We start from the raw sequence: 14,560 nt of genomic DNA, 5'->3' as shown, positions 1-14,560 counted from the left end.
TTATATAGAGCTTCCATGATTACCTATGAATCCGTAACCAAGACGTTCGGGGCCGGCCGCACGGCGGTCCATGCACTGCGCGAGGTGTCGTTCGAGGTCCCCGAAGGCGAGGTGGTGGTCCTGCTGGGACCCTCCGGCTGCGGGAAGACGACCACGCTGCGGCTTACAAACCGGCTGGAGCGTTTGACCTCGGGGCGCATTCTGCTGCAGGGCCGCGATATCGGCGGGATGAACGCGGTCGGTCTGCGCCGCAGAATGGGCTATGTCATCCAGGAGATCGGACTCTTCCCCAACCAGACCATCGCCCGGAATATCGCCCAGGTTCCGCGCCTGCTCAAATGGCCGAAGAGCCGTATCGAAGAGCGGGTCGATGAGATGCTCCGGATGGTCAATCTCGAGCCGGGGACGTTCCGCGACCGTTATCCGGCCGAGTTGTCGGGCGGACAGCAGCAGCGGGTCGGGGTCGCGCGCGGTCTCGCGCACGACCCGGAGGTGCTCCTGATGGACGAGCCCTTCGGGGCCGTCGACCCGATCAACCGCGCCCGCATCCAGGACGAGTTTCTGGCGCTGCAGGCGCGGCTGAAAAAGACGGTGCTCTTCGTCTCGCACGACATCCACGAGGCCGTGAAGATGGGAGACCGCGTCGCGCTCTTCCGGGAAGGCCGCCTGTCGCAGTACGACACGCCGGAGGCCCTGCTGACCCGGCCGAAGGACCGCTTCACCGCTGAATTCGTGGGTGCCGACCGGGCGCTGAAGGTACTCGGGCTCCTGCGGGTGCGCGACGTGATGGAGGCGCCGGATACGGCCGGGCCGGAGCCCGGAGAGGAGGGGCCCTCGCTGCACCGGGAGGATCTTCTGCGGGAGGCCCTGTCGGTGATGCTGCTGCACGAGGAGACCGAGCTTCCGGTGTTGGACGAGGAGGGAAACCGCGAGGCGGTCATCACCTACCGCGCCATCCAGTCGAAACTCTCGGGGATGGCGGAGCGCGACGGGGAGACGGACCGGTAGATCCGGGCCTGCTGAATTATGATCGGATTTTTCAGGGACAACGCGGCGGAGATCGGGGCGCTGACCCTCGAGCATTGTACGCTGGTCGGGCTGTCGCTGCTGATCGCCTCCGCGATCGGTGTGCCGCTGGGCATCCTCATCACCCGCCGCCGTGACCTGGCCGGCCGGGTGATCAACGGTGCCAACATCTGTATGACCATCCCCTCGATCGCCCTCTTCGGTCTGATGCTCCCCGTGCTGGCGGTCTTCGGCCACGGCCTCGGCAAAGTTCCCGCCGTGGCGGCGCTCGTGCTCTACAGCCAGCTTCCCATTATCCGGAACACGTACGTCGCGATCCGCAACGTACCTCCCGCGGTGGTCGATGCCGGGCGCGGCATGGGCATGGGCACCATGCAGCTACTGCGCGAAGTCGAGATCCCGCTGGCGGCGCCGGTGATCCTTGCCGGGCTGCGCACGGCGGCCGTGATGAACATCGGGATCGCCGCCATCGCCGCCTACATCGGCGCCGGAGGCCTGGGGGTCTACATCCAGCAGGGGATCGACCGCGTCTACGACGAGATGATCCTCTGCGGCGCGCTGTGTGTGTCGCTGCTCGCGATCGGGGTCGACGGCGCCATGGCGCTGCTGGAGAGGATCATGACGCCGAAGGGGCTCCGGGTGGAGCGCAGGGTGAAGGGATCGTGAAGCGCTGGGGAACCACCGTATACCGCCTGCTGCTCGCCGCGCTGCTGCTCGCCGCCGGGATATTTGCGGAGCGCATCGGGCTGGTGGCGTACTTTACCGACCCCTACGAGGTCCCGTATCTGCTGGGGCTGATCCGGCGTCATCTCATGCTCGTCGGGATCAGCATGGCGCTGGCGACCACGGTCGGTCTGGGGGTCGGCATACTTTTGACCCGCCGTCCGTTCCGTCGCGCGGCCGGTGTAGTGATGTACATCGTCGGTCTCGGGCAGACCCTGCCCTCGATCGCCGTGCTCGCCCTGATGATGAGCGTGCTCGGGATCGGAGTTCAGACGGCGCTGTTCGCGCTCTTCATCTATTCGATCCTGCCCATAGCGCGCAATACGCTTGCGGGGATCACCTCCGTTCCGGCCCCGATGATCGACGCCGCGAGGGGGATGGGCATGACGGACGCCCGGATTCTCCTGGAAGTGGAGCTTCCGAATGCGATGAAGGTGATTCTGACCGGATTCCGGGTCGCGCTGGTGATCAACATCGGGACCGCCGCGCTGTGCTACCTTATCGGAGCCGGGGGGCTCGGCGATCTCATCTTTACGGGGATCGCCATGGACTCGCCGAAAAAGCTGCTCGCCGGAGCGCTGCCCACCACGCTGATCGCGCTGCTGGCCGACCGCGGCTGCGAACTGCTGGGCCGGCTGCTGATCCCGCGCGGGCTTCGGGAGGGGGGAGCATGAGGAGGAAGCGCCGGAGTAAGAATCGTGCTCTCCGCGATCTCTACTTTCCCCGGATGTTTCCCGTCTACGCGCCGAACCCGAGATCGAGGAGGCGGCGCGCTTCGCGGTTGCGGGTTTCGCGCCGGGGGCTGCCGAGGACGACGGCGATGAGGCGCCGGCCGTCGCGCTCCGCCGTGGCGGCGATCGACCAGCCCGCGATCCAGGTGTAGCCCGTCTTGAGCCCGTCGCATCCCTCATACGATCCGAGCAGCGGGTTGTGGGAGCGGAGCATGAATTCGCCGTTGCGGAATCCGCGTGCTTCGGTCGAGGTGTATCGCAGCGTGTCCGGGTGTTTCACCAGTTCCCGCGCGAGCCGGGCCATGTCGAGGGCCGTACTGACGTCCGGCTCCTGCCCGCGGCCCGGAGGTAGGCCGTGTTCGGTGTGGAACTCCGTGCCGGCGAGGCCCAGTTCGCCCGCTCGCGCGTTCATGCGCGCGACGAACGCCTCGCGCGTGGAGGCGAAGTGAAGGGCCAGCGCGCGGGCGACGTCGTTCGCCGACTTGACCATCAGCGCGTAGAGCATGTCGTCGAGCCGGAACCGCTCGCCTTCCGCGAGATAGACCTGCGACCCGCCGATGCCGGCCGCTTCGGCCGTGACGGCGACCTCGTCCTCCAGCGAGGCCTCTCCGCGCCGGACGGCCTCGAGCACCACCAGCAGGGTCATCATCTTGGTGAGGCTGGCGGGGCGGCCGCGCAGGCGCGCCCTCTTCTCGTACAGCAGGGCGCCGTCGGCGGCGTCCATCAGCACGGCGCCGAGACAGGGATCCAGCACACAACGGCGGACCGCGCGGACGGCGCCGGGCATGCTCAGTGCGAGTGCCGCCGCCCCTGCGAGCATCCGGCGCCTGGTGGGTCCTGCGGACATGGGTTCAGTTCCCGGAGCGGCCCTTGATCTCGCGTATCTGGCGGGTGAACTCCGGAACAATCTCGTGCAGATCGCCGACCAGGCCGAAGTCGGCCACGTCGAAGATCGGCGCGTTCGGATCCTTGTTGATCGCGATGATCACGTCCGAACTCTGCATGCCCGCCAGGTGCTGGATCGCGCCGGAGATACCGCAGGCGATGTACACGACGGGGCAGACCGTCTTGCCGGTCTGTCCGACCTGGTGGTGGTGCGAGATCCAGCCGGCGTCGACCGTCGCGCGCGACGCGCCCACGGCGCCTTCCAGTTCCTCGGCCAGTTCGTGAATGATCTTGAAGTTCTCCGGTTTGCCGACCCCGCGTCCGCCGGAGACGATGAACTGGGCGGCATTGAGGTCGACATCTTCGGCCACCTCCTGAACCGACTCGACCCTCTTCATCCGGTCGCCGTGCCCCCCCGTATCGACGGGCACCTCCACCACCTCGTCCCCGGCCGGATTTTCCAGCGGCTCCTTCTTAAACACGTTCGCGCGTACCGTCGCCATCTGCGGGCGATGGTTCTCGCACGTGATGGTGGCCATGATATTGCCGCCGAACGCCGGCCGCGTCTGGAGCAGGATGTTCTTTTCGGTGTCGAAATCCAGTTCCGTACAGTCGGCCGTCAGCCCGGCGTAGCCCATCACGGCGACCGTGGGCGCGAGAGTACGGCCCACGGCGGTGGCGCCGTAGAGCACGATCTCCGGCATTTCCTTCTCGATGAGATTCCAGAGCGCCGGGGCATAGAGGTCGTTGTTGAACTCCGCCAGCGCCGGATCGGCCAGGCGGTAGACCTTTTCCGCCCCGTACCGGAACAGCTCCTGCGGGATGTCGTCGTCGCCTGCGGAGAGGAGCACCGCGCACAGGGTGTAGCCCGATTTTTCGGCGAGGACGCGTCCTTCGGTGAGCAGTTCAAGCGCTACGGGCGCGAGTGCCCCGCGCCGCTGTTCGGCAAAGACCCAGATTTCCGCGCTCATAGCAGCTTCCTCTCTTTCAGGCGGTGAATGAGTTTCGTCGCCATCTCGGAGGGTTCGCCCTCCAGCTTCTCCTTGTTCATCTTCACCGGCGGACGGAAGATCTTCACCACCTTGGTGGGCGATCCCTTGAGCCCCATCTTTTCCGAATCGGCTTCGAGGTCGTCGGCCGACCACACGGGGATGTCCGCCTTCTTGGCGCGCATTTTCAGTTTGAGCGAGGGCATGCGCGGCGTGTTGGCCTCCTTGACCACCGTACAGGCGGCAGGGGCGGGGACGTCCCACACGTCGTATCCGTCTTCCGTAACCTGTTTGACCCGGAAGGTGCCGTCGTCCGCCTCGATCTCGCGCGCGTAGGTCACCATGGGCAGGTCGAGGTACCGGGCCACGCCGGGGCCGACCTGCGCGGTGTCGCCGTCGACCGCCTGTTTGCCGAAGAGCAGCAGGTCGAAGGCCTCGAACTTACGGATCGCGCCGCTGAGGGTGTAGGAGGTGGCCCAGGTATCCGCGCCCGCGAATTTCTTGTCGGTCAGAAGCACGGCCTCGTCCGCGCCCACGGCCAGCGCGTCGCGCAGCGCCGATTCCGCCTGCGGGGGACCCATGGTGAGGACGGTCACCTTGCCCCCGTACTTCTCCTTGAGCCCGACCGCCATCTCCAGCGCGTTTTCATCGAACGGATTGATAATGCTGGGTACGCCGGCGCGGTTGAGCCGGTTTGTTTCGCGGTCGATGGTGACCTTGTCCGTATCCGGCACCTGCTTGATGCAGACGACGATATTCATGTGCTACTCCCCTTTTCCGGACTCCCTGCCCTTTCCGCCGCCCTTCTTTTTGGCGGGGACGATAAGCGTGATAATCTGGCGTCCCATCAGCCTCGGTTTCTGTTCCGGCGTACCGATGTCGCTGAGATCCTCCACGAAGCGGTTCATCACGTCGAAGCCGAGATCGCGGTGCGCGTTTTCGCGCCCGCGGAAATAGAGCGAGCCCTTGACGCGATTGCCGTCCTCGATGAACTCGCGCGCGTGCCGCAGTTTGGTCTCGTAGTCGTGATCCCCGACGTTCACGTGGAACTTGACCTCCTTGACCTTGGTCTGCGACTGGCTCTTCTTCGCCTCTTTGCGCTTCTTGTCCTGCTCGTATTTATACTTGCCGTAATCCATGATCCGGCACACCGGCGGGCGGGCGGTGGGGGCGATCTCCACGAGATCCAGCCCGGCGTCGTCGGCCATGCGCTGGGCCTGCCGTGTCTGGACCACCCCGATCTGTTCCCCTTTGACCCCCGTGAGCCGGACTTCCGGCACGCGGATATTACGATTCATGCGCGGCGGGCGTTCCCGCTGGTTTTTTCGACTCTGAGGTTTCGGGCTAATCTTCGTCCTCCTGGTTCCTGGTTCCGTTACCGGCGTTCAGCGGCCTCTGCGCGTATCCTGTCCAGGCAGTCGCGCCAGGGCACCTGGCCCTCGCGCCCCCCGGACCGGCTGCGGACGGCCACGGCGCCGGCCTCCTCTTCCTGCTCGCCGACCACGAGCATATACGGCACTTTCCCGAGCTGGGCGCGCCGTATTTTCGCCCCCATCTTCTCCTGCTGGGCATCGACGGTCACCCGCACGTCCTCGCGGCGGAAGGCCGCCGCGACTTCGTTCGCGTACGGGAGCTGGCGGTCGGTGATCGGAAGGATCCTGGCCTGCTCGGGAGCCAGCCAGACGGGAAACGCCCCGCCGTAGTGTTCGGTCAGGATGCCGAAAAAGCGTTCCAGGCTGCCGAACAGGGCGCGATGGATCATGTAGGGCCGGTGTTCGCGCCCGTCGGAGCCTACGAAATTAATGTCGAATCGTTCGGGCAGATTGAGGTCGAACTGGATGGTACTCATCTGCCACTCGCGTCCGATCGCATCGCGCACCTTGAGATCGATCTTGGGTCCGTAGAAGGCCCCTCCGCCCTCGTCGCGCTCCACGGGAAGCTCCTCGGCCTCGACCGCGCGCTCGAGCGCGGCGGTGGACTGCTCCCAGCGCGCGGGATCGCCGACGGCCTTTTCCGGACGCGTGGAGAGATAGGCCCGGATATCCTCGAAACCGAAGGTCTTCCAGATGGCCGTGGAGAACCGGAGCACCTCGCGGATTTCGTCCTCGACCTGGTCGGGGGTGCAGAAGATGTGCGCGTCGTCCTGTGTGAATCCGCGCACCCGCAGCAGGCCGTGCAGCGCGCCGGCCTTCTCGTACCGGTACACGGTCCCCAGCTCGGCCCAGCGCAGCGGCAGGTCGCGGTAGGAGCGCGTCTGCGAGGAGTAGACCGCGATGTGAAAGGGGCAGTTCATCGGCTTGATATAGTATTCCTGCCCGTCGATCTCCATCGGCGCGTACATGCTCTCGTGGTAGAATCCGAGGTGTCCCGAAGTCTCCCAGAGGTTGGCCTTGCCGATGTGCGGGGTAAAGAGCAACTCGTAGCCGTTGCGGAAATGCTCGTCGCGCCAGAAGTTCTCGATCAGCACCCGGATGCGCGCGCCGCGGGGATGCCAGTGCACCAGGCCCGGACCGACGTCCTCCCGGATGCTGAACAGATCGAGATCGCGGCCGAGCCGGCGATGATCCCGTTTGCGCGCCTCCTCGAGCTGCTGCAGGTGTTTGCGCAGCTCTTTGGGGTTCGTGAAGGCGGTACCGTAGACGCGCTGCAGCATCGGGTTCGTCTCGATGCCGTGAAAATAGGAACCCGCTACGCTGAGCAGTTTGAAGGCGCTTATTTTTCCGGTGGACTCGACGTGCGGTCCCCGGCAGAGGTCCATGAAATCGCCGGTGCGGTAGAAGGTGATCGTCTCGCCTTCCGGGATTTCGGCGAGGCGTTCAAGCTTATAGGTCTGGTTGCGCTGTTCGAGCCATTCGACCGCTTCTTCCCGCGACATCTCCACGCGCTCGAAGGGGTGGTCCTCACCCACGATCTTACGCATCTCTTCTTCGATCCGCGGAAAGTCGTCGGAGGTGATGCGTTCCGGGAGATCGAAATCGTAGTAGAATCCCTGTTCGGTCGCGGGTCCGATGTCGAAACGCACTTCGTCGTACAGACGGCACACGGCAGCGGCCATCACATGCGCGGCGCTGTGTCGTACGACCTCCAGTTTTTCATGCGGCTCCCGACTCATCAGGCTCTGATTCTACTATCCTCGGCTGCGAGAAATCAAACAGGGGCATCAATATAGGGTCAGGGGGGGAGCGTGTCAATTGCGAGTGAGGAGTGGGCAGCAGTTCTCATTATGGCCGCATTCCGACCGCGGACGGCGTGGCAGCCGTCCCTCCCGAGTCGATATCCGACGCATTTTCGGGCACTGGGAGGGTCGGGTGCCACCCCGACCGAAAAGGGTGAAGCCATAATGAGAATCGCTGAGGAGTGGGTGTAGGAGTGGGAGGGCTGAAACCTGAGACCTGAGTAAGACCTGGCCGGACCCGAAATCCGCTCGCATCCCAACGTACGCGTACTCAGGTTCCCGGAAAAAATCGCGCCTGCGGCGCTCCGAGTACGCGTACGCGTACGAGTACGAGTAGGAGTACGAATCATGTTCTCTGTGAATCCCGACTTCGATTCGGATTTCGAGACCCCATCCGTATTATCGGTAATCCGTGGTCTCTCTTACGCTCGTAGTAGGCCCGCAGGTCCGCGCAGCGGACAAGGGCCGTTATCTTTCACGCGCCTTGGCCCTTCGGGCGCTTGCGGCGCTCCGAGCAGGGCAGATCCAACATTACCTTGCATATTCACCATGATGTAGTTATATTTTAACCATGATAAGAAGAAATATTGAAGATCGAGTTAAGGCAGCCCTGTCCGACACCCCGGTGGTATTGATTAACGGGGCGCGGCAGACGGGAAAGACCACGCTGGTGCGTGCGCTGGCGAAAGAGGTCTCCGGAAGATCGACTTATTTGACATTCGATGATGCAGGCGTCATGGCGGCGGTGGCCAATGATCCCCAGGGGTTCATCGAGGGCCTTGAGGGCATGGTGGTTCTTGATGAAGTGCAGAAGGCGCCGGAGGTCTTCCCCGCCATCAAACTCTGTGTGGACCGAGATCGGCGGCCCGGGCGTTTTCTTCTCACGGGATCCGCCAACGTGCTGATGTTGCCCAAGCTCTCGGAATCTCTGGCCGGGCGCATGGAGATCATCACCCTGCGTCCCTTTTCCCAGGGCGAACAGGAAAAACGCCGCGATGGATTCGTAGAGCGCCTGATGAGCGGTAAACCGTCCTGCGAGCCCGCCGCGCCCGTGTGTCGGGCGGACCTGGCGGCGCGCGTGAGCAGGGGCGGATATCCGGAAGCCCTTCGAAGGGCGGATGACCGGCGGCGAAGCTGGTTTGCCTCGTATCTGACCACCGTTCTGCAGAGGGATATTCGCGATCTCTCCCATATTGAAGGCCTCACCCAGGCCCCCGGACTCATGGCGCTGCTGGCGGCACGATCCGGATCTTTGCTCAATGCTGCCGAGGTATCACGCAACGCGGTCGTGCCGTACTCAACGCTCCAGCGTTATTTGTCGCTCTTTGAAACCACGTTCCTGATCCATCGGATTCCGCCATGGGCCGCAAACCTCGGGAAGCGTCTCGTCAAATCCCCGAAACTGATGCTCGGCGACACCGGTCTCATGACGCACCTCCTCAATGCTTCGGAGACCTCATGGATGAGTGATCCCACCCTGGCCGGACGATTCATTGAGACCTTCGTCGGCGGCGAACTCATCAAGCAGATCGAGTGGAGCCGGAACCGGCCTGCACTCCTCCATTATAGAACCGGCGGCGGTGCCGAAGTGGATTTCGTGCTCGAGAGTGGAGGGCGGATCTGCGGCGTGGAGGTGAAGCTTGCGCAAACACTTAAGCGGAACGATTTCCGCGGTCTGAATTCCCTGGCGCAGGACGCCGGGGCGAGGTTCACCGGCGGAGTCCTTCTGTATACGGGTCGTGAGATCATTCCGTTCGGAGCAAATCTCAGGGCCGTGCCTGTATCATGCCTCTGGCAGTAGAGCCGAAACCCTTGCGGGTGAAGACTGTATATCATGAGTGGGAGGGCTGAAACCTGAGACCTGAGTAAGATCTGGCCGGACCCGAAATCCGCCCGCATCCCAACGTACGCGTACGAGTACAAATCCCGATCCCGACTCTGATTCCTCCTCCCCCGAACCAACCTTCATGGCCTTCATGGTCTATCCCGTCAGGATACTCAGCCTTCAGGTTCCCGGCTCAACGAACCCTCTCCTCCACCCATTGCGCCCGCGCCTGCGGGTCGCAGCGCAGGCGGGTTTCGCGGGAGAGACGGTTCAGCGGCCCCCGCACGAGGCGGCCGTCCTCGCGTTTGATCACGGCCTGATCGCCTTCCAATCCTCGAAACTCGCCGCGGAACGTGGTGCCGTCGTCCAGTTCAAAAGTGGCCGATTCCCCGGGTACCAGCGGGGGATACTTCCGGTTGAGTCTGTCCTGAATCTCCGCGCGCCGCGATCCCGCGGCGCGGTCATCAGGCTCCGCCCGGTCTGCGGAGGACGCGGGTTCGGGCGCGACGGGATCCTCCCCGGAAACCTCCGGCACGGGGTTGACGGCCTCGCGCGCCCAGCGGTACGTCGCCACGAACGCGCGGCGCCCCGGCTCGATCCATTCCGGCCGCCGGAACCCGATCCAGACCACGGCGACCAAGAGAAAGAGCAGCAGCCACACCCCGAGGCGCGGGCCGCGCCGTCGGGAGGTGGTGGTGCGTATGATCTCGCCGGTCTGCGTGTTATACCCGCATTCCATGCAGATCACGTCCTGCCCCCCCATTGGCGCGTTGCAGTGGGGACAGCTTTTGCCCGACACGGGGCCGCCGGATTCGCGGAGCCTGAAGGAAGGCCCGCCCTGATCGCTGCCGTGGTTCTCTTCCGTCCGGTCACTCACGGAACGCCTCCCTGTTTTCGAAAAACCGTTTCAGCACCCGCCGCATTACGGGAAGCGCGCGGGTCGCGGCCTCCACGACCTCACTTTCGGAGAGCGGCGCATCGCCGAGCCCGGCGGCGCGGTTGCACACGCAGGAGAGGGCCGCCACCCGCAGCCCGAGCGCGCAGGCCACCGCGGCCTCGGGCACGGTGGACATCCCCACCGCATCGGCGCCCATTGCGCGGAACGCGCGTATTTCGGCGGGGGTTTCGAATGCGGGGCCCGAGGCCGCCACGTAGACGCCGCGGCGGGGCTCCGCCCCGGCCGATTCCACGGCCTGCGACAGAATTCCGCGCAGCGCGCGGTCGTACACCTCCGACTGATCCGGGAACCGGGGACCGAGTTCGGGCCGGTGCGGCCCGATCAGGGGATGTCCGCCCAGCCGGTTGATGTGGTCCTCCACGATCATCAGCGATCCGGGCCCGAGGTCGTCGCGTATGCCGCCCGAGGCGTTGGTCAGCAGCAGCAGTCGCGCGCCGAAGGCATGCAGCAGCCAGGAGGGAAGCACGACGGGCGTCCACCCTTCACCCTCATACCAGTGCCGGCGTCCTTCGAAGATCCACATCTCGCCGATATCCGCTTCGGCGCGCACCAGCCTCCCCGCGTGTCCCGTGACGCCGGTCTGCCCCAGGGCCGGAATCTCGAGATAGGGGATCGAATCGATCACCGCGAAGTCTGCCGCCGCCTCGCCCCAGCCCGAGCCGAGCACCAGCCCGGCACGCGGCCGCGCGTCGGGCCAGTGATCGCGTACGGCGTACTGCGCGCGCCTGAGGTCGTTGAGGTCGATCATGTCGGGTGAGCCCTCCTCCAGTTCAGCAGACCGCGTCGCCCTCCGGTAGCGAAAGCGCGTCGATGAAATCGTCCTCGAAATCCGGCTGCAGGTTGAGCGGAATAATACGCGGCCGGTGCACGATGGTCTGATACGTCCGGCAGGCGTCTTCGTCCACCGCCGCGAGATACGCACCCGCCAGCGAGCCGTTCCCGATGCTCTCCACCCGCTCCTCCGGAAGACGCGGCAACAGGCCGATCTCCATGGCATTGCGCAGGTCCACATACTGCGCGAACCCGCCGGCGAGGATAAGCTGCTCGAGATCCTCGAAGCCGAGTCCGCGCGCGCGCAGCAGCGTCTGCATCCCGGCATAGATTGCGGCCTTCGCTTTCAGCACCTCCGCGACATCGCCCTCGGTCACGACAATCGGTTCGCCGCTGGCCGACGACTCCGCATCCGCCAGGACGCAGGCGAGCAGCTTGTGTCCACCCTCTTCGATCTCCACCGCCCGGCCCGCCGCCTCCAGTTTTTCGCGCACGTACCGGCCGGCCGGGGTCAGCCAGCCGCGGCGGTTGAGTTCGGCGATGAAGTCGATGATCGCCGACCCGCAGATTCCGGCGGGCGGTACGTCGCCGATCGTGGAAAGGCTTATGTTCCCCTCCCCGTCGAGCCGGATGTGTTCGATCGCCCCCTCCGCCGCGCGCGAACCGTGGCGGAGGCCCGCGCCCTCGAAGGCCGGCCCCGCCGCGGTGGCCGCCGCCCACAGCGAGCCGTTTTCCGCGAGCACGATCTCGCCGTTGGTCCCGATATCGATCAGCGCCGCGATCCCCTGCTCGCGCCGGTGCAGGCCCGAGACGTAAATATCGGCGGTGAGGTCCCCGCCCACGTAGCCCGAAATTGCGGGCACGAGGTCGATCACTCCGCGGGGATGGATCTCCACCCCCGACTCCGCCGCCCAGTACTGTTCATGCACGTGGGCGGCGGGCTGGAAGGGGATGCGCCCGATATGGACGGGCGGGATCGCGAGAAACAGGTGCATCATCACGGTGTTCCCGGAGACGACCAGCCGGTGGATGAAATCGGGTTCGGTCTCCGCGCGCGCACAGAGCTGCTCGATCAGCGGATTGATCGACTCCCCGATCACCAGCCGCCGCATCTCCTCCAGCTGGGCCGGGGTCTCTGCGAGCGAGATGCGCGACGCCACGTCGTCCGCCAGCCGGATCTGCTGATTGTAACGCGAAACCTTGTCGAGCACCGCGCCGGTGTTGAGGTCGACCAGCGCACAGACCACGGTGGTCGTTCCGATATCCGTGACGACGGCGAGATTCGGCGCGTCCGTGGTATCGCCGCGCTCCGCCCGCACCATGTACCACTGGTGGTTGAAGCGGCTCAGCGTAACCGTCACCGTCTCCGCGACCCCGTTGAGCAGAAGCGGAAGCTCGCGCATCATCGTAAGCGGCACGCGCACGTCCTTCATTCCGGCCCCGGTCTCGATCGCGCGGAGCAGGCGTTCGCGGTCCGCCCGCGGATGATCCTGCGTAGGCGCGGGAACCTCCACGCAGAGACGGCGGGTGCGGGCCCCGAACTGGAAACTCCCGGTGCGGAAGTCGATGCCGATCTGCCCCTTTTCCTCGATCAGCGAAGAGGCCGGCACGCGCACGCGGCATCCCTCGCTGACCGCTCGGGTCAGGCACGCGAACCCTTCGACTTCCCCGCCCTCCGGGACCTCCCGGTCCACCCCCTGCACCCGGTACCTGCCGGGGCCGAGCAGGACCCGGCAGCGGCGGCAGACCCCTTTGCCCCCGCAGCGGCGGTCCAGCGGCACACCTGCGTCGATGGCCAGCAGATCCAGCGTGCGGTCCGCATCGCCCGCGATGCCGATGTCTCTTCCGTTGACTTCAAATGTGATGTTCATCGTTCTTGCTTACCGATTGTTGGGTGACGGCGGCCGGACGGGTTCTGACCCCACCTGGAGGGACGGGTTCCACCCCGTCCGGTTCCACCCCGTGCACGAGGTCAACGCATTCCACGAACCTGCGGTCGGCGTGGAAGCCGACCCTCCACGGGTCTGCGGTACCTATCGATTTCGATTTGGATTTCAATGGTCGTCCACCTGACTCTGCATCTTACTCAGGTCTCAGGTTTCTCACTCACACTCTTTCCCCCCCTCACCTTCGGTGCCGGTAGCGGGCGGGGGTGGTACCGGTCAGCTCACGGAACTGTTTAATGAAATAACTCTGATCCGAAAAGCCCAGTTCGTAGGCGATGTCGGCGTAATTGCGCTCGCTCTGATCGAGCAGTTCGCGCGCCTTCTGCACGCGCATCCGCTTCACGTGCTGCAGAATGGTCTTGCCGGTCACTTCCTTGACCAGGTGCGCCGCGCGGAAGCGGCTCAGGTTCACCGCCTGCGCCACGTCGTCGAGCGAGATCGGTTCGGTGTAATGCTCGGCGAGATAATTCATGATTTCACGGACCTTGGCATTGCTGCGGTTGTAGCCCTGAAGATAGATGCGGTTCATGAATTCGTCCAGCGCGTTGCGCAGCACTTCGCACAGGCGCTCGAAGTCGTCCGCCTCGAGGATCTCCTCGATCCAGTGGCGATGATTCTCCAGCAGCGGGCGCAGCATGGGGCTGTCCTCGATGGCGGTGCGCACCAGGTAGCCGAGCATCTCGATGGCGCGGGCCTGCACGACGTACACCTTGGGGGAGTAGAGGAACATCGCGGCCAGCATCTTGTTCAGCAGCTTGCGGGCGCCGGCTTTGTCGCCGACACGGATGAGGGAGAGCAGCATCTGCTCCTGGTCAAACGGATAGATCCGGTTCTGGGCGACCTTGCGCTGCTGGATTTCCTCCGCGATCTGGCGCTGCTGGCGCGCATTCTCATTGTTGCGGCGCAGGAGCAGCGGGCGGAGCCGGGTGTGATCGTAGAGAAGCTGGTAGAGGTAATCGGCCGCCTCCCGCGGACGCTCATGCGGCCATACCGGGAGCGCGTCCGTATACCGCTGCGCCGCCGCGCGCTCGCACCCGGCCTCCGTCAGATAGTTGACGGCCGCGGCGAGATCGAAGTCCTCCTCCGTGACCACCTCGCCCCCGGTCAGCGCCCCGTGCAGCGATTCCCGGTGCACGATCGGCACCACCCAGCTCAGTACGCCCGGCATCAGGAAAAAAGTGTAGGCCTCGCCCCAGCGCACCGCCTCGCGTATCGCATCGTGACGCCCCTTGATCAGCACGGGGAGAGAGTTGACCTCGTCGCTCTTCCCCGCGTTGAGAATTCTACCCTCCGTATCCAGGATACGGGGGCGGATACCGTACCGCTCGCGATAGCTGCGTATTACCGTCCTGATCAGATGGTTCGACAACAAATTCATATCCGCACCCCCCTGAAAGGGCCTTAATGAGCCTAATTTAGGCCGCGATTATTTTTTCGACAAGCAAGATATTGCTATCGTTCAGCCACTATTCCCTATACGGGCGTATCCCGGCTGCGTTTATGATGGCGGTACGGTTGAAAGACCGGTCTG

At 64.8% G+C, this 14,560-nt stretch carries 13 protein-coding genes; 4 read left to right on the top strand and 9 right to left on the bottom strand.

Annotation, left to right across the window (positions count from 1 at the left end):
• Positions 1-15: 15 nt before the first annotated feature.
• Genes L21SP4_RS11970 through L21SP4_RS11960 form a run of 3 tightly spaced genes read left to right on the top strand, consistent with a single transcriptional unit; the run spans position 16 to position 2,423 of the window.
• Positions 16-1,008 carry an ABC transporter ATP-binding protein gene (locus L21SP4_RS11970; RefSeq protein ID WP_052882872.1) on the top strand — a complete coding sequence of 331 codons (993 nt, stop codon included), beginning with the start codon at positions 16-18 and terminating at the stop codon, positions 1,006-1,008.
• An 18-nt stretch (positions 1,009-1,026) separates the two neighbouring features.
• The gene (locus L21SP4_RS11965) at positions 1,027-1,692 is read left to right on the top strand and encodes an ABC transporter permease (protein WP_052882871.1); all 666 of its coding nucleotides are present in this window, start codon (positions 1,027-1,029) and stop codon (positions 1,690-1,692) included.
• Entirely contained in the window at positions 1,689-2,423 is a 735-nt protein-coding gene (locus L21SP4_RS11960; protein ID WP_052882870.1) for an ABC transporter permease, read from the top strand. Before L21SP4_RS11965 ends, L21SP4_RS11960 begins: the two co-directional genes overlap by 4 nt.
• Positions 2,424-2,487: 64 nt before the next feature.
• Here the strand turns inward: L21SP4_RS11960 and L21SP4_RS11955 are convergent, their stop codons facing one another.
• From L21SP4_RS11955 to thrS, 5 genes are read right to left on the bottom strand one after another with little or no spacing between them, the layout of a single operon-like run.
• Positions 2,488-3,327, bottom strand: a complete 840-nt coding sequence (locus L21SP4_RS11955; protein ID WP_082116751.1) for a D-alanyl-D-alanine carboxypeptidase family protein — start codon at positions 3,325-3,327, stop codon at positions 2,488-2,490.
• 4 nt (positions 3,328-3,331) lie between these two features.
• Positions 3,332-4,336, bottom strand: coding sequence for an electron transfer flavoprotein subunit alpha/FixB family protein (locus L21SP4_RS11950; RefSeq protein ID WP_052882868.1), 1,005 nt, complete (start codon positions 4,334-4,336; stop codon positions 3,332-3,334).
• Positions 4,333-5,115: an electron transfer flavoprotein subunit beta/FixA family protein gene (locus L21SP4_RS11945; RefSeq protein WP_052882867.1), complete on the bottom strand. Its 783-nt coding sequence runs from the start codon at positions 5,113-5,115 to the stop codon at positions 4,333-4,335. Before L21SP4_RS11945 ends, L21SP4_RS11950 begins: the two co-directional genes overlap by 4 nt.
• 3 nt (positions 5,116-5,118) lie before the next feature.
• A complete protein-coding gene (infC, locus tag L21SP4_RS11940; protein ID WP_074041494.1) occupies positions 5,119-5,703 on the bottom strand; it encodes a translation initiation factor IF-3 in 585 nt (194 codons plus the stop codon).
• Between the two features lie 26 nt (positions 5,704-5,729).
• Positions 5,730-7,466: a threonine--tRNA ligase gene (gene thrS / locus L21SP4_RS11935; RefSeq protein ID WP_052882865.1), complete on the bottom strand. Its 1,737-nt coding sequence runs from the start codon at positions 7,464-7,466 to the stop codon at positions 5,730-5,732.
• Between the two features lie 688 nt (positions 7,467-8,154).
• Between thrS and L21SP4_RS11930 the strand changes: the two genes are divergently transcribed.
• The gene (locus L21SP4_RS11930) at positions 8,155-9,330 is read left to right on the top strand and encodes an ATP-binding protein (protein WP_201774641.1); all 1,176 of its coding nucleotides are present in this window, start codon (positions 8,155-8,157) and stop codon (positions 9,328-9,330) included.
• Positions 9,331-9,547: 217 nt separating this feature from the next.
• Here L21SP4_RS11930 and L21SP4_RS11925 read toward each other — a convergent pair whose 3' ends face one another.
• The 4 genes from L21SP4_RS11925 to L21SP4_RS11910 all read right to left on the bottom strand — a co-directional run bounded on the left by L21SP4_RS11925 (position 9,548) and on the right by L21SP4_RS11910 (position 14,407).
• Entirely contained in the window at positions 9,548-10,231 is a 684-nt protein-coding gene (locus L21SP4_RS11925; RefSeq protein WP_052882863.1) for a hypothetical protein, read from the bottom strand.
• Positions 10,224-11,060 carry a purine-nucleoside phosphorylase gene (locus L21SP4_RS11920; RefSeq protein ID WP_052882862.1) on the bottom strand — a complete coding sequence of 279 codons (837 nt, stop codon included), beginning with the start codon at positions 11,058-11,060 and terminating at the stop codon, positions 10,224-10,226. The genes L21SP4_RS11925 and L21SP4_RS11920 overlap by 8 nt, the downstream gene beginning before the upstream one ends.
• 22 nt (positions 11,061-11,082) lie before the next feature.
• Positions 11,083-12,954: an ASKHA domain-containing protein gene (locus L21SP4_RS11915; RefSeq protein ID WP_052882861.1), complete on the bottom strand. Its 1,872-nt coding sequence runs from the start codon at positions 12,952-12,954 to the stop codon at positions 11,083-11,085.
• Positions 12,955-13,207: 253 nt separating this feature from the next.
• A complete protein-coding gene (locus L21SP4_RS11910) occupies positions 13,208-14,407 on the bottom strand; it encodes a helix-turn-helix domain-containing protein (protein WP_052882860.1) in 1,200 nt (399 codons plus the stop codon).
• Between the last annotated feature and the right edge of the window lie 153 nt (positions 14,408-14,560).

Source organism: Kiritimatiella glycovorans, assembly GCF_001017655.1.
In the GTDB taxonomy this organism is placed as follows: domain Bacteria; phylum Verrucomicrobiota; class Kiritimatiellia; order Kiritimatiellales; family Kiritimatiellaceae; genus Kiritimatiella; species Kiritimatiella glycovorans.
Note: the sequence above shows the minus strand (reverse complement) of the source record. Positions and strands in the feature narration are given on the sequence as shown.

Coding starts and splice junctions, on each gene's coding strand:
- L21SP4_RS11970 (WP_052882872.1), top strand. CDS start 16: ATGATTACCTATGAATCCGTAACCAAGACGTTCGGGGCCGGCCGCACG.
- L21SP4_RS11965 (WP_052882871.1), top strand. CDS start 1,027: ATGATCGGATTTTTCAGGGACAACGCGGCGGAGATCGGGGCGCTGACC.
- L21SP4_RS11955 (WP_082116751.1), bottom strand. CDS start 3,327: ATGTCCGCAGGACCCACCAGGCGCCGGATGCTCGCAGGGGCGGCGGCA.
- L21SP4_RS11950 (WP_052882868.1), bottom strand. CDS start 4,336: ATGAGCGCGGAAATCTGGGTCTTTGCCGAACAGCGGCGCGGGGCACTC.
- L21SP4_RS11945 (WP_052882867.1), bottom strand. CDS start 5,115: ATGAATATCGTCGTCTGCATCAAGCAGGTGCCGGATACGGACAAGGTC.
- thrS (WP_052882865.1), bottom strand. CDS start 7,466: ATGAGTCGGGAGCCGCATGAAAAACTGGAGGTCGTACGACACAGCGCC.
- L21SP4_RS11920 (WP_052882862.1), bottom strand. CDS start 11,060: ATGATCGACCTCAACGACCTCAGGCGCGCGCAGTACGCCGTACGCGAT.
- L21SP4_RS11915 (WP_052882861.1), bottom strand. CDS start 12,954: ATGAACATCACATTTGAAGTCAACGGAAGAGACATCGGCATCGCGGGC.
- L21SP4_RS11910 (WP_052882860.1), bottom strand. CDS start 14,407: ATGAATTTGTTGTCGAACCATCTGATCAGGACGGTAATACGCAGCTAT.